Annotated in this window: 17 protein-coding genes and 2 pseudogenes; 7 read left to right on the plus strand and 12 right to left on the minus strand. The window is 70.7% G+C overall.

Annotation, left to right across the window (positions count from 1 at the left end; all coding sequences use genetic code 11):
- Nucleotides 1–4: 4 nt before the first annotated feature.
- The 10 genes from H9658_RS13185 to H9658_RS13230 form a co-directional block, all read right to left on the minus strand.
- Nucleotides 5–1,087, minus strand: a complete 1,083-nt coding sequence (locus H9658_RS13185; protein ID WP_191825667.1) for a DUF3616 domain-containing protein — start codon at nt 1,085–1,087, stop codon at nt 5–7.
- A 302-nt stretch (nt 1,088–1,389) separates the two neighbouring features.
- Entirely contained in the window at nt 1,390–2,277 is an 888-nt protein-coding gene (locus tag H9658_RS13190) for a carbon-nitrogen hydrolase family protein (protein WP_179566040.1), read from the minus strand.
- Nucleotides 2,274–2,879 (minus strand): GNAT family N-acetyltransferase, encoded by a 606-nt coding sequence (locus H9658_RS13195; protein WP_191825668.1) that lies wholly within the window; start codon nt 2,877–2,879, stop codon nt 2,274–2,276. Before H9658_RS13195 ends, H9658_RS13190 begins: the two co-directional genes overlap by 4 nt.
- Before the next feature lie 461 nt (nt 2,880–3,340).
- Nucleotides 3,341–3,775 carry a hypothetical protein gene (locus H9658_RS13200; protein ID WP_191825669.1) on the minus strand — a complete coding sequence of 145 codons (435 nt, stop codon included), beginning with the start codon at nt 3,773–3,775 and terminating at the stop codon, nt 3,341–3,343.
- Between the two features lie 25 nt (nt 3,776–3,800).
- Nucleotides 3,801–5,117, minus strand: a complete 1,317-nt coding sequence (creD, locus tag H9658_RS13205; RefSeq protein WP_179566046.1) for a cell envelope integrity protein CreD — start codon at nt 5,115–5,117, stop codon at nt 3,801–3,803.
- An 804-nt stretch (nt 5,118–5,921) separates the two neighbouring features.
- Nucleotides 5,922–7,364, minus strand: coding sequence for a two-component system sensor histidine kinase CreC (gene creC, locus H9658_RS13210; protein WP_191825670.1), 1,443 nt, complete (start codon nt 7,362–7,364; stop codon nt 5,922–5,924).
- A 1-nt stretch (nt 7,365) separates the two neighbouring features.
- Entirely contained in the window at nt 7,366–8,079 is a 714-nt protein-coding gene (creB, locus tag H9658_RS13215; protein WP_191825767.1) for a two-component system response regulator CreB, read from the minus strand.
- Between the two features lie 158 nt (nt 8,080–8,237).
- Nucleotides 8,238–8,594, minus strand: a complete 357-nt coding sequence (locus H9658_RS13220) for a YgiW/YdeI family stress tolerance OB fold protein (RefSeq protein ID WP_191825671.1) — start codon at nt 8,592–8,594, stop codon at nt 8,238–8,240.
- 365 nt (nt 8,595–8,959) lie between these two features.
- Complete coding sequence (locus H9658_RS13225; RefSeq protein ID WP_191825672.1) at nt 8,960–10,414, minus strand: ATP-binding protein; 1,455 nt, start codon at nt 10,412–10,414, stop codon at nt 8,960–8,962.
- The gene (locus H9658_RS13230; RefSeq protein WP_191825673.1) at nt 10,411–11,073 is read right to left on the minus strand and encodes a response regulator transcription factor; all 663 of its coding nucleotides are present in this window, start codon (nt 11,071–11,073) and stop codon (nt 10,411–10,413) included. Before H9658_RS13230 ends, H9658_RS13225 begins: the two co-directional genes overlap by 4 nt.
- Before the next feature lie 202 nt (nt 11,074–11,275).
- Between H9658_RS13230 and H9658_RS13235 the strand changes: the two genes are divergently transcribed.
- The gene (locus tag H9658_RS13235; protein ID WP_179566057.1) at nt 11,276–12,133 is read left to right on the plus strand and encodes a 23S rRNA (adenine(2030)-N(6))-methyltransferase RlmJ; all 858 of its coding nucleotides are present in this window, start codon (nt 11,276–11,278) and stop codon (nt 12,131–12,133) included.
- A 48-nt stretch (nt 12,134–12,181) separates the two neighbouring features.
- On the opposite strand, the gene H9658_RS13240 is transcribed toward H9658_RS13235, so the two are convergent.
- Together H9658_RS13240 and H9658_RS13245 are read right to left on the minus strand one after the other, a co-directional pair.
- Complete coding sequence (locus H9658_RS13240) at nt 12,182–13,150, minus strand: YwqG family protein (RefSeq protein WP_191825674.1); 969 nt, start codon at nt 13,148–13,150, stop codon at nt 12,182–12,184.
- Between the two features lie 46 nt (nt 13,151–13,196).
- Nucleotides 13,197–14,126: a cation diffusion facilitator family transporter gene (locus tag H9658_RS13245; protein WP_179566061.1), complete on the minus strand. Its 930-nt coding sequence runs from the start codon at nt 14,124–14,126 to the stop codon at nt 13,197–13,199.
- 115 nt (nt 14,127–14,241) lie between these two features.
- On the opposite strand from H9658_RS13245, the gene H9658_RS13250 reads away from it, so the two are divergent.
- The 6 genes and pseudogenes from H9658_RS13250 to H9658_RS13270 all read left to right on the plus strand — a co-directional run bounded on the left by H9658_RS13250 (nt 14,242) and on the right by H9658_RS13270 (nt 23,976).
- Nucleotides 14,242–14,784: a GNAT family N-acetyltransferase gene (locus H9658_RS13250; protein WP_145707860.1), complete on the plus strand. Its 543-nt coding sequence runs from the start codon at nt 14,242–14,244 to the stop codon at nt 14,782–14,784.
- Nucleotides 14,785–15,011: 227 nt separating this feature from the next.
- Nucleotides 15,012–16,373 (plus strand): annotated as a pseudogene (locus tag H9658_RS23195) (transcription-repair coupling factor); the annotation flags it as partial.
- Between the two features lie 177 nt (nt 16,374–16,550).
- A pseudogene (gene mfd / locus H9658_RS23200) lies at nt 16,551–18,725 on the plus strand (transcription-repair coupling factor); the annotation flags it as partial.
- Between the two features lie 392 nt (nt 18,726–19,117).
- Entirely contained in the window at nt 19,118–19,438 is a 321-nt protein-coding gene (locus H9658_RS13260; RefSeq protein WP_191825676.1) for an STAS domain-containing protein, read from the plus strand.
- A 13-nt stretch (nt 19,439–19,451) separates the two neighbouring features.
- On the plus strand, nt 19,452–21,521 hold the full coding sequence (locus H9658_RS13265) for a chemotaxis protein CheA (protein ID WP_191825677.1): 2,070 nt from the start codon (nt 19,452–19,454) through the stop codon (nt 21,519–21,521).
- A 502-nt stretch (nt 21,522–22,023) separates the two neighbouring features.
- Nucleotides 22,024–23,976 carry a methyl-accepting chemotaxis protein gene (locus tag H9658_RS13270; protein ID WP_455275813.1) on the plus strand — a complete coding sequence of 651 codons (1,953 nt, stop codon included), beginning with the start codon at nt 22,024–22,026 and terminating at the stop codon, nt 23,974–23,976.
- The last annotated feature ends 43 nt before the right edge of the window (nt 23,977–24,019 follow it).

The raw sequence follows: 24,019 nt of genomic DNA on the forward strand, positions 1-24,019 counted from the left end.
GGCGCTAACGCAGCAGATCGCCATGCACGACGCACTCGCCGTCGCTGCGCGCCGGCCCCGGCGCGTCGTACAGCACCAGCCAGCTCGGCACGCCGCCGGACAGCGCCGGCGGCAGGTTGCACAGGGCTTCGGCGCGGTCGCTGTCCTCGCCGTGCGGCAGCACCAACGACTTGACCAGCTCGCGCTGGAACCGCACCGGTTCGCGGTTGGCGGCCAGCGCCGCGCGCGCGCCGGGCCAGCGGAACAGACGGATCTCGCCGTTCAGCACCATGGTCGGGCCGGCCAGCAGGTACAGGTCCTCGCCGTGGAAGTGCAGGTCGCGCACGCCCAGCCCGCCCAGTTGCAGGAAATGCTTGCGCAGCAAGGTGCCCTGCGCGTCCAGCGGCACCAGCCGCAGATGGTCGTGGTGCGCCTCCACCGCGATCTCCAGCAATCCGGCCCAACCGCGCAGCACCGGGCCGCGCAGGCCCAGCAGCAGGCGCTGGCCGTCCACCGCCATGCCTTCGATATCGAAGCCGTTGTCCTTGCCGGGAATCTTCAGGTAGGCGCCGAAATGCGGATCGTCTTGCAGCAGTTCGGTGAGCTGGTTGTGTTTGGCATCGCCCTTCAGCCGCAGCGCGCGGCGGCCATCGGCGGTGTCGCGCACCAGCTGCGGCGCGCCGTCGGCATCGCGCTCGATCGGCAGGCAGGCGAGCAGGCGCCGGTTGGCGTCGAGCTTGAGCTTGGCCAGGCGCTTGCCGTTGTCGGCGTCGTCGCGGTCGGGCTTGGCGTTCTTGCGCTTCATGCCATGCGAGCCGACCACCCACAGATAGCCGGGCGACAGCGCCATGCCTTCCAGGTCGGCCTCCTCGTCGTGGTCGCCGGGCAGGTCGAGCAGCTCGCCGAGGGCGAAGCTGCGGCCTTCGCCGAAACGCAGCGCCTCGCCGCCCACCGGTGCCAGCGCACGCAGGCGATCGACCGCGCAGGCTTCGTCACCGGCCACCCACAGCCAGTCGTCGGTGAAGGCGGCGCCGGACAGGTTGGCGTGGACCAGCGCGCCGGGCGCGAATTCCAGGCGTACGGCGTGCGGCAGCAGGGTCTTGGGCATCGGAGCGGTAGGCCGGTAGCGGAGCGGAAGCGACAGCAGAGCGCATCGTGCGTTCGGATGGCGTGTGTTGCGCAACGCATGCGGCGGCGGCTGGCGAATGCAGTTCGCGCGCCGCAGCCTTGGTCATGGCCTCGGCGCGCGGCTGCTGGCCCAGCACTGTTCGGCATGTGAGTGAACGCCTTGGGCGCAAAACCACGCTGGCAGTGGCGCGACCGATCCGCGCTGCACCAAGCATGGCGCGCTAGCGCGGCACCGGTGATGGCCAGCCGAGTCCAGCGCCTGCGCGTGGATCGACCAGCCGGCTACTCGAAGCCGCCCAGCTCCGCGCGCACGATGGCCGGCGCCAGCTGACCGCGCCAGTCGCGGTCGTTGGCGACCTGGGCGCGGGCGCGGCTGGCCTCGAACGCGGCGAAGTCCAGCTCGGCGAGCGCCCAGACCTGCTCGCCCCGGGTCTGCGCGACGATGCCGTCGGCCGGGAAGCCGGCGTCCATCGGCGCATAGATCGCCGCCTCGCCGGTGTTCACGTCCAGCGCCGGGCTCCATTCGGCCAGGCCGGCGGTGACCGACTGGGCGACGAAGATGCGGTTCTCCAGCGCACGCGCCAGGCAGCCGATGCGCACGCGGGTGGCGCCGGCCTCGGTATCGGTGCAGCTGGGCACCACCAGCAGCCGCGCGCCGGCCTCGTACTGGGCGCGCACCGGCAGCGGGAACTCGCTGTCGTAGCAGACCGCCACGCCGGCGCGCACGCCGTCGCCCGCCGCGAACACCTTCAGCGCGTCGCCGCCGTCGATCAGGCCGGTGGCCTTCTCGAAGCCGGTCAGCTGCAGCTTGTCCTGCCAGCCGTGGCTGCCGTCGGGCGCGAACCAGTAGGCGCGGTTGCGGTAGCGGCCCTCGCCGCTGGCCAGCAGGAAGCTGCCCGCGACCAGATGCAGGCGATGCCGCTGCGCCAGCTGCGCGAACAGCGCCAGGTACTGCGGATGCAGTGCCTGGATCGCCGCCAGCGAGGCCGGCAGGTCCTCGGACACGGCGCTGGCGAAGGTCGCGGCCAGTTCCAGCGACAGGTATTCCGGCAGCACCGCCAGCTGCGCGCCGGCCTGCGCGGCCTGGCCGATCAGGGCCGCCTGCTTGTCGGCGAAGGCGGCGAAATCGACTGGCGCGCCGATCGGGTACTTGGCGACGGCGATCTTCATGCGGCGGGCTCCAGCGGGCGGGTCCAGAAACTCAGGGTATGCAGGATCTCGCCGCGCTCCAGCTCGTCCCACGCCAACTGCATGCGCAGCGACGGCTGCCGCACGTAGCCGCGCTTGTGCCAGAACGCGTCGTTGCCGCGGTAGCCGGGCGGGCGGCGCGGATCGTCGGGATCGCGGTCCACCGCGCAGAACGCGGTCAGCGCGAAACGGCCGAGCGCGCGCGCATGCGCCTCGCGATGATCGAAGAAGGCATGGCCGACGCCGCGGCCGCGATACGCGGGCAACAGCACCGATTCGCCGAAATAGAACACCTCCGATACCGCGATGTCGCTGCCGGCGAAGGCCGCGCCGAACGCCTCGGCATCGTCGCCGAGCGGCAGCCCGGTGGAGGCGCCGATCACGCGGTCGCCGTCGCGCGCCAGCACGAACACGCTGTCGGGCGAGGCGGCGTAGGCGGACAGATACTCGCGCTCGTAGTCCAGGTCGCCTGCGTACAGGTACGGCCAGTCGCGGAACACGGCGATGCGCAGCCGCGCGACATCGTCCAGGAACGGGGCGATCTGCGCGCCGCGCAGGCGCTGGATGGGAAGCGGAGAGTCCATCCGTGAACTCTACCGCAGGCGTTTCCGTGGCGCTGCCGGCTTGGCGATGCCCTGGTCGATTCACTCCTGTCGCCATCCCTGGCGCTGGGCGTCCTGCCCGGTCCTGCGTCCTGCCGCGGCCTCCATGGCCGCGATGGCGTCGCGCGATCGCGATTGCCCGTGCCATCCATGGCGCCTTCCCTGGCGCCGGGCCTCCTGCCCGCTGCTGCGTCCTGCGGCGGCGTCCTTGGCCGCGATTGCCGCGCACGATCGCGCCTTCCTGCTCGATCCATCCATGCCGCCGTCCCTGGCGTCGTGCTTCCTGTCCGTTGCTGCGTCCCGTCGCGGCGTCCGTGGCCGCTACGCCGTCGCGATCGCGCTTGCCTGTGCCTCCGCTCGCCAGCCCGACCACGACCGACGCTCGCGATGCCGGGAACGAGGGCGGCACGCGAAGCCGCGCTTGGCCCGCATCGGTGATCGCTTCACCGCCACCAGCGGCACAGCAGCGCCGCCTGCGCCGGCAGTACCAGCAGCCGCGCGCGTCCCTGCGCTTCCCAGGTCACGAAGCCGGGGCCATGGCTGGCCTGCGCGGCCTGCCCGGCGGCCTGCGCCCAGGCCGAATCGCGGCGCAGCGCGCGCCAGGCGCAGTAGCGCCAGGGTTCGGCCTCGCCGGGCAAGGCGGCGCGGGCCTGCTGCGCCGCCGCCAGGAACGCCAGGCCCTGCGCGACCAGCGCATCGCGGCTGCGCTCGCTCAGCCGCAGCCACAGCGCGCCGCCGCGGTCGGCGGCGGTGACCAGCGCCGCCTGCGCGCTGCGCGCCAGGCTCGCGCCGGCGTTGCCGTGATGCAGCCCGCGGGTGTCCAGCGCGTCCGGCAACAGGGCCTGGACGCGACGATGCAGATGGGTGTGTGCCGACATGGCGGGGTCCCGGTCGCGTGCCGGCTCAGCGCAACGCCGCGCCGAGTTCGTACCAGTCGATCTTGCGGGTGATCCACATGATCGCGGCGAGGATGCCGAACAGCAGCAGCGAGCCCATCAGCAAGGCGTTGTCTTCCGACGCCAGCAGTCCGTACAGCGCGCCGTACAGCACGGTGAGCATGCTGGCGAAGCCGGCCGCGCGGCCGCGGCTGCGCAACACCCCGGACAGGTAGAAGAACTGCAGGCCGATGCAGGCCACCGCCGAGACCAGGTAGGCCTGCCAGAACGGGATGTGCTCGGACAGGCTGAGCAGCAGCAGGAAGAAGATCGCCAGCGCCAGGCCGACCAGCAGGTATTGCAGCGGATGGATCGGCAGGCGCTTGATCAGTTCGAACAGGGCGAAGGCGACGAAGGTCAGCACCACGAACAGGATGCCGTACTTGCTGGCGCGATCGGCCTGGGTGTAGACGTCGACCGGATCGACCAGGTCCACGCGCAGCGCATCGATGTCGCCGCCGGAGAACAGCTGCGCCTGCGCGCCGGTGGCCAGCGACGACAGCGCCCAGCTGGCCTGGAAGCCCTGCTCGGTGATGCGGCGCTCGTTGGGCAGGAAGCGACCGCCGAACAGCGGATGCGGCCACGGCGAGGTCAGCGCGATCTGGTTGTCGTCGCCGACCGGCACGATCGACAGGCCCTGGGTGCCGTCGAGCACGAATTCCATTTCCACGCTGTGCAGGTCGGTGAGCGTGCCCTGACGCGTATCCGCCAGCGCCGGCAGCAGCGCATGCACGCCCTTGGACTGGCCGGCGAGCGCCAGCGAACCCGGCTGCAGCGCCAGCGCCTTGCCGTCGGTGCGCAGGTTGGGCGTGCCGACCAGGCCGCGCACGTCCTGGAGGCCGACCACCAGATACGGCTGGCCATAGCTGCGGCCTTCGACCGCCTCGTAGTCGAGATCGTCGAACTGCGCCTTGAGCCGCGCATGCCAGCTGTACACCTGCACCTTGAACAGGCCGATGCTGCGCTGCGACGGCTTCAGCTCGCCGCTGATCGCCAGGTGCCTCGGCGTCTGCAGGTCATAGCCGCTTTCGGTTTCGCGCTTGACGCTGCGCTTGCCGTCGGCATCGACCACCGCGACATCGCGCACCTGGGTCCACGGCACCACGCGCAGCGGACCGAGCAGGCGCTGTTCGCCGGCCTTGCTTTGCGACACGCGTTCCACCGCCTGGTCGCGGTAGCGCTGGCGGTCTTGCACGGTGCCGCGGATCATCAACAACGGGATCAGCAGCAACAGGATCAATCCGCCGATGGTGGCGAATCGCAGAACGAGCTTGAGGGATTTCATCGGCGGTCCTCGGTGATGGAGGGCGCCAGGGTGCCGCGCCTGCGTGTGCGGGGTTTGAGGCGAATTTGAAGCGAGTGTGAAGTGGGTGGCGCGCGTGCTTGAGGCGGGCCGCAAACGCGATCGCGCAAGGCGTTCGCTTGCGAGCGATGTCGGGACCAGCATCGGCGGCGAACAGCGTCGGGGCTGAAGCCCTCTCCCACAGCGCACCCGGCAAGCTGGCCGCAAGCCCCTGTAGGAGCGGCTTTAGCCGCGACGAGCGGAGTCAGGCATCCCAATGCTGCCGGCTGTCTGTCGGGGCTGAAGCCCCTCCTACAGTGCACCCGGGAAGCTGGCCGCAAGCCCCCTGTAGGAGCGGCTTCAGCCGCGACGAGCGAAGCCAGGCATCCCAATGCTGCCGGCTGTCTGTCGGGGCTGAAGCCCCTCCTACAGTGCACCCGGGAAGCTGGCCGCAAGCCCCCTGTAGGAGCGGCTTCAGCCGCGACGAGCGAAGCCAGGCATGCCAATGCTGCCGGCTGTCTGTCGGGGCTGAAGCCCCTCCTACAGTGCACCCAGGAAGCTGGCCGCAAGTCCCCTGTAGGAGCGGCTTCAGCCGCGACCAGGAAGCCAGGCATCCCAATGCTGCCGGCTATCTGTCGGGGCTGAAGCCCCTCCTACAGTGCACCCATCCAGTTGGCCGCGAGTCCCTTGTAGGAGCGGCTTCAGCCGCGACGAGCGAAGCCTTGCGCCGCAGCGGTCACGCACACCGTCGGAACCGATGGCTTGGGACCACGCCGGAGCCGATCCTGCGCTGGATCCAGGCCCCGCTCAGGCGGCCGGCAGCGACAGCCGCGCCACCGCGCCGCCAGCCGCGCGGTTGCGCAGGCTGGCTTCGCCGCCATGCAGCCGCGCCACTTCGCGCACGAATGGCAGGCCCAGGCCGGAACTGCGCCGCCCGGTGGCCGGCCGCGCCAGCGAATAGAAGCGTTCGAACACCCGCTCCAGCGCGTAGTCGGGAACCCCGGGGCCGGCATCCTCCACCAGCAGCGCGATGCGCGCGTCCGCGTCGCGCTCGGCACGCAGCACCACGATCCCGCCGTCCGGCGAGAACGCGATCGCGTTGTCGAGCAGGTTGTGCAGGGCCTGGCGCAGCAGATAGGGATCCCCGACCAGCGCCAGCTGCTCCTCCGGCGCGTGCACCTGCAGTTGCACGCCACTGGCACGCAGCTGCGGCGCCAGGGCCTCCTGCAGCTGCGCGAACAGCGGCGCCAGCGCGATGCGCTCGCGCCGCTGCAGCCAGCCGTGCTGTTCCACCTCGGCCAGCGCCAGCAGCTTGTCGATGGTTTCGGTGAGGCGCTGCTGCTGCTCGGCGATGTTGCGCACGAAGCGTTGCCGCTCCGCGTCCGGCAGCGGTTCCTGCAGCAGTTCGGCGGCGCCGCGGATCGCCGCCAGCGGACTCTTCATCTCGTGGGTCAGCGACTGCACGTACTGCTCGACATAGGCCTTGCCCTCGAGCTTGCGCCGCATCGTCTCCAGCGCGCGGCCCAGATCGCCGATCTCGTCGCGGCGCGGCGGCGGCGGCGGTACCGGCTCGCCGGCGCTGACCGCCTGCGCGTAGCGGTTGAGGCGGCCGATGCCGCGCAACAGGCCCCAGGTCATCAGCAGCCCGATCAGCGCGGAGATGCCGATCAGCCAGGCGCCGCGCAACAGGATGCTGCGCTGGCTGGCGACGATGAACGGCTCGATGCTGCGGTTGGGCTGCGACAGGGTCAGCACGCCGATCAGGCGCCGGGCGTCGTCCGGGTCGTAGACCGGCGCGGCCACGTGCATCACCGTGTGGTTGGGGTCGCCGTCGCCCTCGGCGCTGGAGCGCGCGCCGTATTCGCCGCGCAGGGTGCGGTAGACGTCGTTCCAGCGCGAGTTGTCGCGACCCAGGTCCTGGCCGCGCGAATCGAACACCACCACGCCGGCCGCATCGGTGATGGTGACCCGGTAGTCGACGCTGCGCTTGGGGAAGCGCCACACCATCGCGCGCGGATTGCGCCGCTGCGCCGCGCCGAGGTCGCGGGCGAACGCGCCGCTGTCGATGCGCCCGGCCTTCAGGTCGGTAGCGGCCATCTGCGCCAGCACGTTGGCCGCGTCCACCAGGGTCGATTCCATCGCCTGGCGCACGCCCGGCTTGACCTCGTTGACGAACACCCGCATCACGAAGAACGCGGCGACGCCGACGATCAGGAAGAAGCCCAGGAACAGCTTCAGCCCCAGCCGCATCTCACTGCTCCAGCGCGTAGCCGAGGCCGCGATGGGTGCGGATCGGGTCGTGCGCGGCGCCGGCCGCACGCAGCTTGGCGCGCAGCGTCTTGATGTGGGTATCCACGGTGCGGTCGGCGCTGTCGGCGCTGCTGTCCCAGCCACGGTCCATCAGTTGCGCGCGGCTGAGGATGGCACCCGGCCGCTGTAGCAGCGCGGCCAGCAACGCGTATTCGTAGCGGGTCAGGTCCAGGGCGGCGTCGCCGTAGTGGATGCGGCGGCCGTCGCGGTCGATCGCGAACGCGCCGTGCCGTTGCCAGCCCGGCTCCGCTTCCGCGCTCGCCGCGGCCGCCGGCCGCCGCAGCCGCGCACGCACCCGCGCCACCAGTTCGCGTGGCGAAAACGGTTTGGCCATGTAGTCGTCGGCGCCCAGTTCCAGGCCGAGCACGCGGTCGATCTCGTCGTTGCGCGCGGTCAGGAAGATCACCGGCACCTGGCTGAAGCTGCGCAATTCGCGGCACACCTCGAAGCCGCCCAGGTCCGGCAGGCCGACGTCGAGCACCACCACGTCGATGCCGCCGGCGCGCGCCTGCGCCAAGGCCTCGCGCCCGAGCAGGCAGTGCCGCACCTGGTAGCCCTCGCTGCGCAAGGCGTACAGCACGGTATCGGCGATGGCGGATTCGTCCTCGACGACGAGGACACACGGGGCGGCGGACGCGGACATGGCGCGCAGCATAGCCGCAGCGGGGCGCGGCGTGCAGCGGCCGCCGCGCGAAAGCGCGGCGTCGCGTGCGCTCCGGGTCAGGCGCATGCCGCAGGCGCCCGCGCGCGCGCAGCCATGGCCGGCCTCAGCGCGCCGCAGCGGCCGACGCCGCGTCGCGGCGCTGCGCCGCTTCAGCGCAGGAAGCGCACCTCGTCCACTTCCACTTCGGCGGAACGGAAGTCCTTGTCGAATTCGCCCAGCAGCTCGACCTGGGCCTTGTCGTCGAACGCACGCCCGGCCGGCAACCGGTGCGCATCGATCTCCACCTTCACGCTGCCGGTCGCATCGCGGAAGGTGTAGCGGTCGCCGCCATCGTGGGACACGATGTTCCCGCGCAGCACCACCTGCTGCTCGTCCTTGCCCTGCTCCAGCAACTGCTTGACCGTGGTCACCGGCACGCTGCTGGGGCCGGTGTATTGCGCCGCGGCCTGGCCGCTGGCGAGAACGGCGATGGCGGCGGCAAACGTGGAAAGAAGGGTCTTGCGCATGGAGTGCTCCTCGGGTTCGATGTCATGGCCGATCGCCATGGACGCCATTGGAACGCGCGAACCTGAAGTGGATCTGATGCCTCGGGCCGCGATTCAGGCATGCCGCCTGGATCGAAGCGGCGGCGATCGGCATGCTCGTGGCGCAGCGTCGACGGCACGCATGGCCTCTGGCGTTCCTGGAACACGTCCGCCCGCGGCGGCGTGTGTCGCGCCCGGACTTGGCATGGCGCAAAACGCGACGCGCCGCCTGGGCCGGCGGGTTCGCGTTGCGCATCGCACATGCCGCCGTTCGCGATCGCCCGCCTGACGAGACCACGCCCGCGACGCGCGCGCGATCAGCGCTGCGTCTTGCGACACGCCGCGTCCTAGCCGGCCGCCGGCGACGCGCGCTGCGGCAGCTCGATGCGCACCGCCAGGCCCATGCCCTCGCCGCCGGAGTCCAGGCGCAGTTGCCCGCCGTGCAGGGCGACGATGCGCTCCACCAGCGACAGGCCCAGCCCGCTGCCCTGCCCGGCATTGCCGAGCACGCGGAAGAACCGCTGGGTGAGCCGGGGAAGATCGCCCGACGCGACGCCGGGGCCGTCGTCGCGCACGACGATGCGCACCGCCGATGGCGCTCCCGTGGCGCCGCGCACCGCGGTGGCGTCGATGCGGACCTGGCCTTCCGCCCTGCCGTAGCGCACCGCGTTGTCGAGCAGGTTGCGCAGCGCGCTGCGCAGCAATTCGCCATGCGCCCAGACCGTGTCCACGCCGATGTCCACATGCAGGCCGATGCGCTTGGCCGACGCCGCGGGCGCGATGTCGGCCAGTACCGCATCGACCAGCGCCGGCAACGCCACGGCCGCGCAGGCCAGGCTGCCGGGTTGCTGCGGATCCAGCCGCGCCAGCATCAGCAGGTTGTCCACCAACGCGGTGGCGCGGTCCACGTCGGCGCGCAGCGTCGCCAGGTCCTGGCGTTGCGCCAGGTCCAGGGTCGCCGCGTGGCTGCGCTGCATCAGCTGGATCTTCATGCGCAGACCGGCCAGCGGCGTGCGCAGTTCGTGCGCCGCATCGGCGGTGAAGCGGCGCTCGGACTGCAGCGCCTCGCCCAGCCGCGCCAGCACGCCGTTGAGCGCCTGCACGATCGGGCGCAGCTCGTCGGCCTGGCCGGCCGCGGACACCGCGTTCAACGCCTGCGGCGATTGCCGGCCGATGTCCTCGGCCAGGCGCTCCAGCGGGCGCAGCTGGCGGCGGATCACCCACCAGTTGAGCGCGGCCAGCAACACCAGCAGCGCCAACGCGGGCCACACCAGGTTCTCGGCCATGTCCTCGAGCAGTTCGGTGCGCTCCTCCAGCGGCTGCGCGACTTGCACATACAGATCCTGCGCGCGGGCGTGCAGCACGTGCACGCGCCACAGCCGCTGCGCGTGGCGCACGCTGGTGGTGATGTCGTCGTCGTGCACCTGGCCCGGCGGCACGAACGGCTGCCGCGGCACGTCCGCCGAGCGGCGCAGCACCGTGCCGTGGCGATCGACGATCTGGTAGTACAGGCGCACGCCGCCGTCGGCATCCGCCGCCGCATCGCCGTCCTCCGCTGGCGCGGCGCCGTGCAACAGGCCGGGGCCGAAGGTCGCGACCAGGCGCGCGCTTTCTTCCAGCGCATCGTCGAACACGTCGCTGGTTTCGGTCCAGGCCACGCCGACGATGACCGCCAGGCTGACCAGCCAGCAGGCGATGCTCGAGCCCAGCGTGGTGGCGATCAGCCGCCGGCGCAGCGAATAGCGCGCATCCGCCGGCTGCGGCGCGGCCGCCGCGGCGCGCCGCCAGCGCGGCCACCTCATCGCGGCGCTCCCAGGCAGTAGCCCTGGCGCCGGATGGTGGTGATCAACGCGCTGCCCAGCTTCTTGCGCAGGTGCGAGATGTGCACCTCGATCGCGTTGCTCTCCACTTCCTCGCCCCAGCCGTACAGCGCGTCCTCGAGCTGGTCGCGGCCGACGATATGGCCCTTGCGCGCCAGCAGCGCATGCAGCACCGTGTACTCGCGCGCGGTCAGCGCCACCGGCTCGCCGTTGCGGGTGACGCGCTTGGCCACCGGGTCCAGCGTCACCTCGCCGTGCGACAGCAACACCGCGGGATCGCCGCCGCCCCGGCGCAACGCGGCGCGGATGCGCGCCGACAGCTCTTCCAGGTCGAACGGCTTGACCAGATAGTCATCGGCGCCCAGGTCCAGGCCCTGCACCCGGTCTTCCAGCGCATCGCGCGCGGTGATCATCAGCACCGGCGTGGTCACCCGCGCCGCGCGCAGCGTGCGCAGCAGGGCGTCGCCGTCGAGCCCGGGCAGGCCGCGGTCGAGCAGCACGCACTGGTAGGGCTGCGCCTGCAGCGCGGTGCGCGCCTCGTCGCCGCGGGTCAGCCAGTCCACGGTGTAGCCGTCCAGCTTCAGCCACGCGCGCAGGGTGTCGCCGAGCGAGAGATCGTCTTCTACCAGGAGGATGCGCATCGGGGAAAAATAGCGGACCGGGCTTAAGGGAATCTGATGGCCGCGACCATACGCGATGCGCGGCGGTGCTGCCGCGAGGACCCGCGCAGGCGAGCCGCGGCGCGTTCCTGGCGGACCGACACCCGCCATGCCAGCTCGACCGCCGCAGCGCCCGGCGCGTGCCGGCATGGCTCCGCGCCGATGCGCCCCGTACACTGCGCCGATGAACTATCGCCACGCCTACCATGCCGGCAACCATGCCGACGCGCTCAAGCACACCGTGCTGCTTGCGCTGATCGATGCGCTCAAGCGCAAGGACAGCCCGTTCTTCGTGCTCGACACCCATGCCGGGCGCGGCCGCTACCTGTTCGCCGGCAGCGAGGCGCGCAAGACCGGCGAGGCCGCGGCCGGGGTGCTGAAGCTGATGGGCCAACCCACCTTGCCCGAAGTGCTGGAGCGCTACCTGCGCGCGGTGCAGGCCGACAACCCGGTGGGCGCCCTGCTCGCCTACCCCGGCTCGCCGCTGCTGGTCGCCCAGGCCATGCGCGAACAGGACCGGCTCGCCGCCTGCGAACTGCAGCCGGAGGAAGCGGCCGAACTGAAGGCGCTGTTCGCCAGCGACCGCCGCGTGCAGGTGCATGCCGGCGACGGCTATGCGGCGATCAAGGCGTTCGTGCCGCCCAAGGCCGGCGCGGCCAAGATCGGCCGCGGCCTGGTGCTGATCGATCCGCCCTACGAATCGCAGGACGCCGAGTACCCGCTGATCGCAGCGGCGCTGCGCGAGACCCTGACCCGCTGGCCGCAGGCGATGTGCGCGGTGTGGTATCCGATCAAGCAGCGCCGCAGCCTGCAGCCGTTCTTCCGCAAGGCCGCGGCGATGCCGGCCAAGTCGGTGCTGCTGGCCGAACTGCAGGTGCGCCCCGACGATTCGCCGCTGCGGCTCAACGGCAGCGGCATGCTGCTGCTCAATCCGCCATGGCAGTTCGAGCAGGCCTTGGCGAGCGCGTTGCCGGCGCTGAAGACGCATCTGGGCGAAGCGGGCGCATCGACGCGCCTGGAGTGGCTCAAGCGCGAGGAGTGAGCCGGCGCGCGGAGCTCCCGCCGCCTCGCAACCGCGCACCGCGCTGGGTCAGTAGCAATCCCAGTTGTAGGCGACCCGGCTGAAATCGCCGCGCTGCAGGTCGGCCGGATCGATGAAGAAGTTGGCGATGCCGCTGTCGCCCCACATCATGTCGTCGTCGCTGTCCAGCTGCAGCAGCAGCACCTGCCGATCCTGCGGCTTGCGCGGATCCTCCTGGGTGAACTCCGGATAGCCGCCGAGCTTGTGCCCGCTGCGATTCAATGCGTCGTACAGCGCCTCGTCCACGTCGTCCTGCGGCAGCGCATGGCGGCCGGCGTAGGCGGCGGCAACCTCGTCCAACGGCCGGCCCAGCGCCTGTTCGAAGTGCACGTCGCTGCTGCCGATGGTTTCTTCGCCGACAGCGAAATGCATCGCCCGCGGATGCGCCGGATCGAACGGCAGCGTGTCGGCGGCCGGCAACGGCACCTCGGCCTGCCGCGCCGACGCGTCGGGCCGCGGCCAATACACCACGCGGAAATTGCGTTGCGCGCTCAATGCGGCCAGGTCGGTGGCGCCGTCGAGGTTGGCGCCATAGAAATCGTCGCTGCCGATGAAGAACTGCAGCATGCCGTGCGTGGGATAGCCCTGCAGCGGCGGCATCTTGGCCAGGTCGACCTGCGCCAGCAGCGCCAGCGGCTGGTCATGGGCGTCTTGCGGGTAGGCCTTGTCCGCGGTCCAGTACGGGCGGCCGCCGACCTTGCTGGCCAGACGATCGTCCTGCGCCATCGGCTGCAGGCGCACTTGCGCCACCGGCTTGCGCGTGGCGTCCAGGCGTTGCCGGTACGGCGCCAGTACCGCGTCGGCCTTCACCTCCGCCTTCGCGGCGGGCGCTGCGTGGGGCGATGGCGCGACCGGCGGCAGCGACACCTGCGCATTGCGCTCTAGCCACCAGCCGCCGCCCAGCACCAGCCCGCCCAGCACCGCGACCAGCGCCAGGGTGATCACGGTGGACAGCAGCACAGCGTTCGAGGTCTTCATTCCGTTGTCGCCCGCGATGGACCGGGCGCCACTGTAGCAATGCCGCTCAGTTGCCGGAAGCGACCGCGGCGGCGCCCGCCTCCGGCTCGAAGAAGCTCCAGCGCACCGCCGGGAATTGCTGCTTCAGGCCACGCTCGATGCGGGTGATATCGGCGAGCAACGCCGCCGCGTCGTGCTTCTGGCGCAGCGTCGCCTGCACCGACACCATCACGTCCTCGCCGAGCTGCACCGCGATCAGGTGGATCACCCGCTCGATCTCCGGCTGCCCCTGGAAGAACGCATGCAACTGCCGCTGCAGCGCCGGGTCCACGCTCTGCCCGATCAGCATCGCCTTGATCTCGATCGCCACCAGCACCGCGACCACGATCAGCAGCGCGCCGATGGCGATGGTGCCCAGCGCGTCCCACAGCGGGTTGCCGGTCAGCACCGTCAGCAGCACCGCGGCCAGCGCCAGCGCCAGGCCGAGCAACGCCGCCAGATCCTCCCCGAAGATCACGATCAGCTCGGCCTGGCGGCTTTCGCGGAACCAGGTCCACAGCGAACGCCCGCCGCGCACCTTTGCGATCTCCTGCAGGCAGGTGCGCAGCGACACGCCCTCGGCGACCAGCGCGAACCCCAGCACGCCCACCGCCCAGCCCCAGCTGCTCAGCGGCTCGGGCTGCAGCAGCTTGTGCACGCCTTCGTACACCGAGAACATGCCGCCGATGCAGAACAGCATCACCGCCACCAGGAACGACCAGAAGTAGATCGCACGCCCATAGCCCAGCGGATATTCGGCACTGGCCGGGCGCTTGGCCTGGCGCATGCCCAGCAGCAGAAGCAACTGGTTGCCGCAGTCGGCCAGCGAGTGCACGGTCTCGGCGAGCATCGCGCCCGAGCCGGTGGCCAGCGCGGCCGCGCCCTTGGCCAGGGCGATGGCCAGGTTGGCGCCCAGCGCGAAGAAAATGGCGCGTCGCGAATCGCCGCTGCCGGACATGGCCTCTCCTGATCGAAAACCGTCGCCTAGCGTAGGCAAACGCGGTGAGCGCAGCGTTCACGGCAGCGGCCCCGGGTAATGCGAGAATCGAGGCTTCGTCGAGGATCATCCGGCCATGGCTACCCGCAACCGCATGCCTCCGTGGCATGAAAACTTCACCTTGCCCAGCGGCCGCGAGCTGCTGATCCGGCCGATCCGGCCGGAAGACAGTGCGCCGCTGCAAGGCGCCTTCAGCCTGCTAGGGCCGACCGAGATCCGCGAGCGGTTCCTGCATTCGGTGCAGGAACTGACCGAGGACATGGCGCAGCGCCTGACCCATCCCAATCCAAAGACCGAACTGACCCTGGTCGCAGCCGAACCGTTGCCGCCGGGCGAAGCGGTGGTCGGCGCGGTGGCGCGCGCGGCGATCACGCCCGGCACCCGCGAGGCCGAGTACGCGATCCTGGTCAGCAGCTTCGTCGCCGGCCAGGGCCTGGGCCGGCAGCTGATGCGCAAGCTGGTGAAGTGGGCGCGGCGCAAGTATCTGGACCGGTTGTACGGCGACGTGCTCGAAAGCAATCTGCCGATGCTGCAGCTGGCCGAATCGCTCGGCTTCCAGCCGATGCCGCATCCGGACACCCCGGGGCTGGTGCGCGTGGTGCTGGAACTGGGCAACTGAGCGAAGCCGGCCGCGCGCGGACTGCGGCGCGGCGCGAGCCCGAGCGGCGCACCGCGAACCGCCGCTGGTGCGCAATGCCCGGCGGCTTGCTCAGCGCAGCGGGGACATCAACAGCCTGCCCCGCCGGCCTTCCCCGCCAGGCCATGCGACGCGCCACACCGCGCGCAGGCTTGCAGCCACTCCCCAATCCCAACTCCCCAATCCCGGCTTGCTAGACTAAGCGGTCAATGGCGCCTCTTTCCTTCCCCGTTCCGCCGCTGCCCAAATCCGGCCAGCTCCGCGCCTTCTGGCGCGCCCCTGCGTCCCCGACCGCACTGGCCTGGCACATCGCCTGCGCCGCCGCGGCGCATCGCGGGCCGCTGCTGGTGGTCGCGCGCGACAACCAGAGCGCGCACCAGATCGAGGCCGACCTGCACACGCTGCTGGCCGGCGACGACAGCCTGCCGGTGGTGCCGTTCCCGGATTGGGAAACCCTGCCCTACGACCAGTTCAGCCCGCACCCGGACATCGTCAGCCAGCGCCTGTCGGCGCTGCACCGTCTGCCGACGCTGCAACAAGGCATCGTGGTGGTACCGGTGCAGACGCTGATGCAGCGGGTGGCGCCGTTGCGCTACATCGTCGGCGGCAGTTTCGACCTGCACGTGGGCCAGCGCCTGGACCTGGAGGCGGAAAAGCGCCGCCTGGAAAGCGCCGGCTACCGCAACGTGCCGCAGGTGATGGACCCGGGCGATTTCGCGGTGCGCGGCGGCCTGCTCGACGTGTACCCGATGGGCTCGGACACGCCGTTGCGGATCGAACTGCTGGACGAGGACATCGACTCGATCCGCGCCTTCGACCCGGAATCGCAGCGCTCGCTGGACCACGTGCAGGCGGTGAAGATGCTGCCCGGCCGCGAAGTGCCGATGGACGATGCCAGCGTGGAGCGGGTGCTGGCCACGCTGCGCGAACGCTTCGACGTGGACACCCGGCGCAGCGCGCTGTACCAGGACCTGAAGGCGCGGCTGGCGCCGTCGGGCATCGAATACTACCTGCCGCTGTTCTTCCAGGAAGCGCGCGGCGCCGGCGCCGCGGCGCGCGATGCCACCGCCACCCTGTTCGACTATCTGGGCGAGTCGGTGCTGCCGCTGCTCGCGCCGGGCGTGGGCGCCGCCGCCGATGCGTTCTGGGCGCAGACCCAAAACCGCTACGAGCAGCGCCGCCACGACGTGGAGCGCCCGCTGCTGGCGCCCGAAGAGCTGTACCAGGCGCCGGACACGCTGCGCGAAAAGCTCAACGGCCTGCCGCGCATCGAGGTGTGGGCCGCCGACCATGCGCGCATCGACGAGGCGCAGGCGCTGGGCGACCAGCCGCTGCCGCCGCTGCCGGTAGCGGCCAAGGACGCCGCCCCGGCCGAGGCGCTGAAGAGCTTCCTCGGCAGCTACCCGGGCCGGGTACTGATCGCCGCCGATTCGCCGGGACGCCGCGAAGCGCTGCTGGAAGTGCTGGCCGCGGCGGGGCTGAAGCCCGAGGTGATCCCAAACTTCGCGACATTCCTCCCTTCTCCCACCGGGAGAAGGTGGCGCGAAGCGCCGGATGAGGGGACGGCGCGCGCGCCATCTCCATCGAAGAAGGCTGCTGCTTCGTCCGAGTCCTCAACAGCCGCGCGGAAGCAGACCGCGAGCGGCCGTACCCTCACCCCAACCCCTCTCTCCCACGGGGACTCCCTTCGGTCGCCGGGGGGAGAGGGGCTCGGCGGCTTCGGTGGACTCGATGTTGCGCCGGCAGCATTCGCCATCGCCGTGGCGCCACTGGACGACGGCTTCGCCCTCGACGAGCCGCACATCGCGGTGCTCACCGAGCGCCAGCTGTTCCCCGAACGCGCCGGCCAGCCGCGGCGCACGCGTCGCGCCGGGCGCGAGCCGGAAGCGATCATCCGCGACCTCGGCGAACTGACCGAAGGCGCGCCGATCGTGCACGAGGATCACGGCGTCGGCCGCTACCGCGGGCTGATCGTGCTCGATGCCGGCGGCATGCCCGGCGAGTTCCTGGAGATCGAATACGCCAAGGGCGACCGCCTGTACGTGCCGGTCGCGCAGCTGCACCTGATCAGCCGCTACTCCGGCGCCTCGGCCGAAACCGCGCCGCTGCATTCGCTGGGCGGCGAGCAATGGACCAAGGCCAAGCGCCGCGCCGCAGAGAAAGTGCGCGACGTGGCGGCCGAACTGCTGGAGATCCAGGCGCGGCGCCGCGCCCGCGCCGGCCTGGCCCTGCAGGTGGACCGGGCCATGTACGAACCGTTCGCCGCCGGCTTCCCGTTCGAGGAAACCACCGACCAGCTGGCCGCGATCGAGGCCACCCTGCGCGACCTGGGCAGCAGCCAGCCGATGGACCGCGTGGTCTGCGGCGACGTCGGCTTCGGCAAGACCGAGGTCGCGGTGCGCGCCGCGTTCGCCGCGGCCAGCGCCGGCAAGCAGGTGGCGGTGCTGGTGCCGACCACGCTGCTGGCCGAACAGCACTACCGCAACTTCCGCGACCGCTTCGCCGACTGGCCGCTGCGGGTGGAAGTGCTGTCGCGCTTCAAGAGCGCCAAGGAGATCAAGGCCGAGCTGGAGAAGGTCGCCGACGGCGGCATCGACGTGATCATCGGCACCCACCGCCTGCTGCAGCCGGACGTGAAGTTCAAGGACCTGGGCCTGGTCGTGGTCGACGAGGAACAGCGCTTCGGCGTGCGCCAGAAGGAAGCGCTGAAGGCGCTGCGCGCCAACGTGCACCTGCTCACGCTCACCGCCACGCCGATCCCGCGCACGCTGAACATGGCCATGGCCGGGTTGCGCGACCTGTCGATCATCGCCACCCCGCCGCCGAACCGGCTGGCGGTGCAGACCTTCGTCACCGCCTGGGACAACGCGCTGCTGCGCGAGGCGTTCCAGCGCGAGCTGGCGCGCGGCGGCCAGCTGTACTTCCTGCACAACGACGTGGAAAGCATCGGCCGCATGCAGCGCGAGCTGAGCGAACTGGTGCCCGAGGCGCGCATCGGCATCGCCCACGGGCAGATGCCCGAGCGCGAGCTGGAACGGGTGATGCTGGATTTCCAGAAGCAGCGCTTCAACGTGCTGCTGTCGACCACGATCATCGAATCGGGCATCGACATCCCCAACGCCAACACCATCGTCATCAACCGCGCCGACCGCTTCGGCCTGGCCCAGCTGCACCAGTTGCGCGGCCGCGTCGGCCGCTCGCACCACCGCGCCTACGCCTACCTGCTGGTGCCGGACCGGCGCAGCATCACCGGCGATGCGCAGAAGCGGCTGGACGCGATCGCCTCGATGGACGAACTCGGCGCCGGCTTCACCCTGGCCACCCACGACCTGGAAATCCGCGGCGCCGGCGAACTGCTCGGCGAGGACCAGAGCGGGCAGATGGCCGAGGTCGGTTTCAGCCTGTACACCGAGCTGCTGGAACGCGCGGTGCGCAGCATCCGCCAGGGCAAGCTGCCGGACCTGGACGCCGGCGAGGAAGCGCGCGGCGCCGAGGTGGAACTGCACGTGCCGGCGCTGATCCCGGACGACTACCTGCCCGACGTGCACACCCGCCTGACCCTGTACAAGCGCATCTCCAGCGCGCGCGACAGCGAGCAGCTGCGCGAACTGCAGGTGGAGATGATCGACCGCTTCGGCCTGCTGCCGGATGCGGTGAAGCACCTGTTCGCGATCGCCGAGCTCAAGCTGCAGGCCAACACGCTGGGCATCCGCAAGCTGGAACTGGGCGAGAACGGCGGCCGCATCGTGTTCGAGGCCAAGCCCGACGTCGATCCGATGACCATCATCCAGATGATCCAGAAGCAGCCCAAGCTGTACGCGATGGACGGCCCGGACAAGCTGAAGGTGAAGCTGCCGCTGCCGGAAGCGGCGGACCGCTTCAACGCCGCGCGCGGCCTGCTGGCGGCGCTGTCGCCGCGCTGACCGCCAGGCACTGAGCTGCGCGCAGGACGCCTGCGCCAAGGGCGGCACGCCCTCCAGCCGGTCGCGCACCGAGGCTGCGCACAATGCGAACGTTCCCAAAACGGCCGGTTTTCCCGGCCGTTTTCTGTTGTGGTAGCGCTACCGCAACGTTGGCACGGCGCATGCATCCGTTACGTGGCGGCGGACGGCGCTCGCCCACAACTGGAATGGGTTACCGCTCACCAGCCTGAACGGCTCATCCGTGTCAAGGATTTGCGAGACAAATGCGTCTTTCGGCCTAAATATTCCGAAAAGGCGCCGATATCTGCTTACAGCAAGCCCGACCGGCTTGTTCGCACCCGCGCCGCGGCCCGGGATTGCGACGTTCCCCCTGCTCGAATCGGAGACATGCCATGCGCTCGAAACTCCCGGACTCCCCGCCCCCGCCGCTGCAACTGAGCCTGGACGGCGACATGACCATCCGCCGCGCCGGCGAACTGAAGCCGCTGCTGTTGCCGGCGCTGGAACACCCCGGCGGCCTGCAGCTGCAGTTGCAGGCGGTCACCGAAATCGACGCCACCGGCATCCAGCTGCTGCTCGCCACCCAGGCCGCGTTGCGCGCACTGGACCGGCCGTTCCAGCTCGACGGCTGCAGCGCGCCGGTCAACGACGCGCTCGACCTGCTCGGCCTGCGCGACACGCTCGCGCCCGGCGCCAGCGACACCTTCCACTGATCGGCGCCAGCTCATGAATTTCGCTCAACTGCTGCAGACCTTCATCGCCGAGAGCCGCGACCTGCTCGAGGACATGGAACGCAACCTGCTGGAAGCCGAACGCGGCGAAGCCGGCCCGGACGCGGTCAACGCCATCTTCCGCGCCGCGCACACCATCAAGGGCTCCGGCGGTCTGTTCGACCTGGCGCAACTGGTGGGCTTCACCCACGTCGTTGAGAGCGTGCTGGACCTGGTGCGCGAGAACGCGGTGGCGCTGGATTCGGAGCTGATCCAGTTGATGCTGGCCTGCTGCGACCACATCCGCGCATTGGTGGAAGCGGCGGCCGGTGCCGAGGCCGACGAAGCGGTGCTCGCCGCCGAGGGCGAGCCGCTGCTGGCGCGGCTGCAGACCTATCTGCAGCCGGCCGCCGCGCCGGCCGCCGCCGCCGCAGCCGTGGCCACCACCGCGGCGCAGACCGGCTACTGGCGGATCTCGCTGCAGCTGTTCAGCGATGCGCTGCGCTTCGGCAACTCGCCGCTGCACCTGATCCGCTGCCTGCGCAGCCTGGGCACGCTGGAGGCGGTCCGCACCCGCCACGAGCGCGTGCCGGCGCTGCCGGAACTGGATCCGGAAGCCTGCTACCTGGGCTTCGACATCCTGCTGCGCTCCGACGCGCAGCAATCGGCGATCGAGGACATCTTCGAATTCGTCCGCGACGACTGCGACCTGCAGGTGCTGGCGGTGGATCCGCACGGCGATGCCGCCAATCTGGAGCTGCCGCTGCTGGTCGCCGAGGCCGGCGGCCACGGCCACGCCGACGACTTCGCCAACTTCGGCAGCCCGGAGCCGGCGGCGGTGCCGGCCGCGCCCGCACCCGCGGCTGCTCCCGCGCCGGCGCCGCCGGCCAAGGCCGCCGCGGCCGCGGCGGCACCCGCCGCCGCACGCAGCGAGGGCGGCTCGATCCGCGTGGATGCCGACAAGCTCGACCGCATGATCGACCTGGTCGGCGAGCTGATCATCGCCGTCGCCAGCACCGGCGCCAACGCGCAGCGCACCGGCGACGCGCAACTGCTCGAATCCACCTCGATCCTGGCCGGGCTGGTCGAGGAAGTGCGCGAGAGCGCGCTGCAGCTGCGCATGGTCAAGATCGGCGGCACCTTCAGCCGCTTCCACCGCGTGGTCCACGACGTGGCGCGCGAACTGGGCAAGGACATCGTGCTGGTGGTCAACGGCGAGGACACCGAGCTGGACAAGTCGGTGGTGGAGAAGATCGCCGATCCGTTGACCCACCTGGTGCGCAACGCGATGGACCACGGCATCGAACCGGCCGAACTGCGCCAGGCGCGCGGCAAGCCGGTGCGCGGCACGGTACGGCTCAACGCGTTCCACGATTCGGGCAGCGTGGTGATCCAGATCAGCGACGACGGCGGCGGCCTGAACCGCGACAGGATCCTGGCCAAGGCGCTGGAGCGCGGGTTGATCGAGCCCGGCCGCAGCCTGTCCGACCGCGAGGTGTTCGCGCTGATCTTCGAGCCGGGCTTCTCCACCGCCGAGAAGGTCACCAACCTGTCCGGCCGCGGCGTCGGCATGGACGTGGTCAAGCGCAACATCACCGCGCTGCGCGGCAGCGTGGACATCAGCAGCCAACAGGACGTGGGCACCACCATCTCGGTGCGGCTGCCGCTGACCCTGGCGATCATCAACGGCTTCCAGGTCGGCGTCGGCAAGTCGGTGTTCGTGGTGCCGCTGGACGTGGTCGAGGAATGCGTGGAGTTCGCGCCGAACTACCAGAGCGACTACATCGACCTGCGCGGCGGGGTGCTGCCGTACGTGCGCCTGCGCTCGCTGTTCGGCATCGCCGGCGCACCGCCGGCGCGCGAGAGCATCGTGGTGATCCGCCAGGGCGCGCAACGCTTCGGCCTGGTCGTGGACACGCTGCTGGGCGAATGGCAGACCGTGATCAAGCCGCTGGCCAAGGTCTTCGCCGGGGTCAAGGGCATCAGCGGGTCGAGCATCCTCGGCAGCGGCGGTGTTGCGCTGATCCTGGACGTGCCCTCGCTGCTGACCCAAGTGGAACCCGCTTCCGATTCGCTGGCGGCCTGACGCCGCCCCGCGGGTGCCGTTGCGCACCCACACCCCTCATAGACGCTAGCCAGGAACCGCTGCCATGTCTCATCGCTCACGGATCGCGACCACGTTATTGACCGCGACGGCCATCGCCGTCGCACTGCCCGCTGCTGCCGCCGCCACGGCGCTGCTGCTGCCGCTCGCGCAGGGCGCCGCGCTGGCCCTGGTCGCGGCCGCGACACTGGCCTGCGCCGGCTTGCTCGGCTGGGCCGCGCTCGCCGCGGCGCGCTCGCTGAACCTGGCCACCGCCGGGCTGGACGCGCTGGTGCGCGGCGACCTGGAGCGGATCGTGCCCGCAGCCGGCGCAACCGACAACGAAGTGACGCAGCTGCTTCGCACCGCACAGACGGACCTGCGCCAGTTCCATGCCGACGTCGGCCACATGGCCAGCGCACATGCCGCCGGCGAGTGCGAGGTGGCGCTGGATCCGGCGCGCTGGCCCGGCACCCACCGCGACCTGGCCGTCAGCATCAACACGATGGTCGCCGGGCACATCGGCGTGAACAAGCAGGCGATCGACTGCGTGGCCGAATTCGGCCGCGGCAACTTCGCCGCGCCGCTGGCCGCGTTCCCGGGCAAGAAGGCCTTCATCAACGACACCATCGAGCAGGTGCGTCGCAACCTGACCGGGCTGAACGCGGAAATGCGGCGCATGTCCGATCAGCACGAGGCCGGCGAGATCGACGCGGTCATCGACAGCGCGCAGTTCCAGGGCGATTTCCGCGGCATGGCCGACGGCATCAACCGCATGGTCGGCGAGCACATCGCGGTCAAGAAGCTGGCGCTGGGCGTGGTCGCCGAGTTCGGCCGCGGCAACTTCGACGCGCCGCTGGCGCAGCTGCCTGGCAAGAAGGCCTTCATCAACGACACCGTCGAACGCGTGCGCGGCAACTTCAAGCAGCTGATCGCCGAGATCAACCGCATGTCCGCCGAGCACGACAAGGGCGACATCGACGTGGTCATCGACACCGCCAGGTTCGAAGGCGACTTCCGCGCCATGGGCGACGGCATCAACCGCATGGTCGGCGCGCATATCGCGGTCAAGAAACTGGCGATGGGCGTGGTCGGCGAGTTCGGCCGCGGCAATTTCGACGCGCCGCTGGCGCAGTTGCCCGGCAAGAAGGCCTTCATCAACGACACCGTCGAGCACGTGCGCGGCAACTTCAAGCACCTGATCGCCGAGATCAACCGCATGTCTGCCGAGCACGACAAGGGCGACATCGACGTGGTCATCGACACCGCCAAGTTCGAGGGCGACTTCGGCGCGATGGGCAGCGGCATCAACCAGATGGTCGCCGCGCACATCGCGGTCAAGAAGCTGGCGATGGGCGTGGTCGCCGAGTTCGGCCGCGGCAATTTCGACGCACCGATGGCGCAGCTGCCCGGCAAGAAGGCCTTCATCAACGACACCATCGAGCAGGCGCGCGGCAACCTGCGCAGCGTCGCCGACGTGATCAAGGTGATGGGCGCGGTGGCCGACGGCGACCTCAGCTGCAAGGTGCAGGGCCGCTACGAGGGCGCGTTCGCCGACATGCAGCGCTACGTCAACGCCACCATCGACAAGCTCACCGGCATCGTCAACGAGGTCAACGGCAACGCCGCCACCCTGGCCAGCGCCTCCGAGCAGTTGTCGGCCACCGCGCAGTCGCTGAGCCAGGCGGCCAGCGAGCAGGCCGCCGGGGTGGAGGAGACCAGCGCCTCGCTGGAGCAGATGACCGCCTCGATCTCGCAGAATTCCGAGAACGCCAAGGTCACCGACGGCATGGCCGCCAAGGCCTCGCGCGAAGCCGCCGAGAGCGGCGAAGCGGTGCGTGCCACAGTCGCGGCGATGAAGGAGATCGCCAGGAAGATCAGCATCATCGACGACATCGCCTACCAGACCAACCTGCTGGCGCTGAACGCGGCAATCGAAGCGGCGCGTGCCGGCGAACACGGCAAGGGCTTCGCCGTCGTGGCCGCGGAAGTGCGCAAGCTGGCCGAGCGCAGCCAGGTCGCGGCGCACGAGATCGGCGACGTGGCCGGGTCCAGCGTGGACCTGGCGGAAAGCGCCGGGCGCCTGCTCGACGGGATGGTGCCGTCGATCCGCCGCACCTCCGACCTGGTGCAGGAGATCAGCGCCGCCTCCGAGGAACAGACCTCCGGAGTGGGCCAGATCAACTGCGCGGTGGTCCAGCTCAACCAGACCACGCAGCAGTCGGCAGCCAACGCTGAAGAATTGGCGGCCACGGCCGAAGAAGTAAGCAGCCAGGCCGAACAACTGCAGGTGCTCATGAGCTTTTTCAGGACCGGCCCCGCCAACGCGGCGCCCGCCCCCACCGTGCTGCCGCGGCGCGTTCCGGCACAGCCGGCACGGGCGCCGCGCCTGCGCACCTTCGCCGGCGCCGCCCCTGCGGCGGCACGGCTCGACGAAACCGCGTTCGAAACCTTCTGATCCCCGCACCAGCCCACCCGGAACCGGTCGCCACATGCCCGGT

The sequence above is a fragment of the Xanthomonas bonasiae genome (assembly GCF_014836395.1).
GTDB classification, from domain to species: Bacteria; Pseudomonadota; Gammaproteobacteria; order Xanthomonadales; family Xanthomonadaceae; genus Xanthomonas_A; species Xanthomonas_A bonasiae.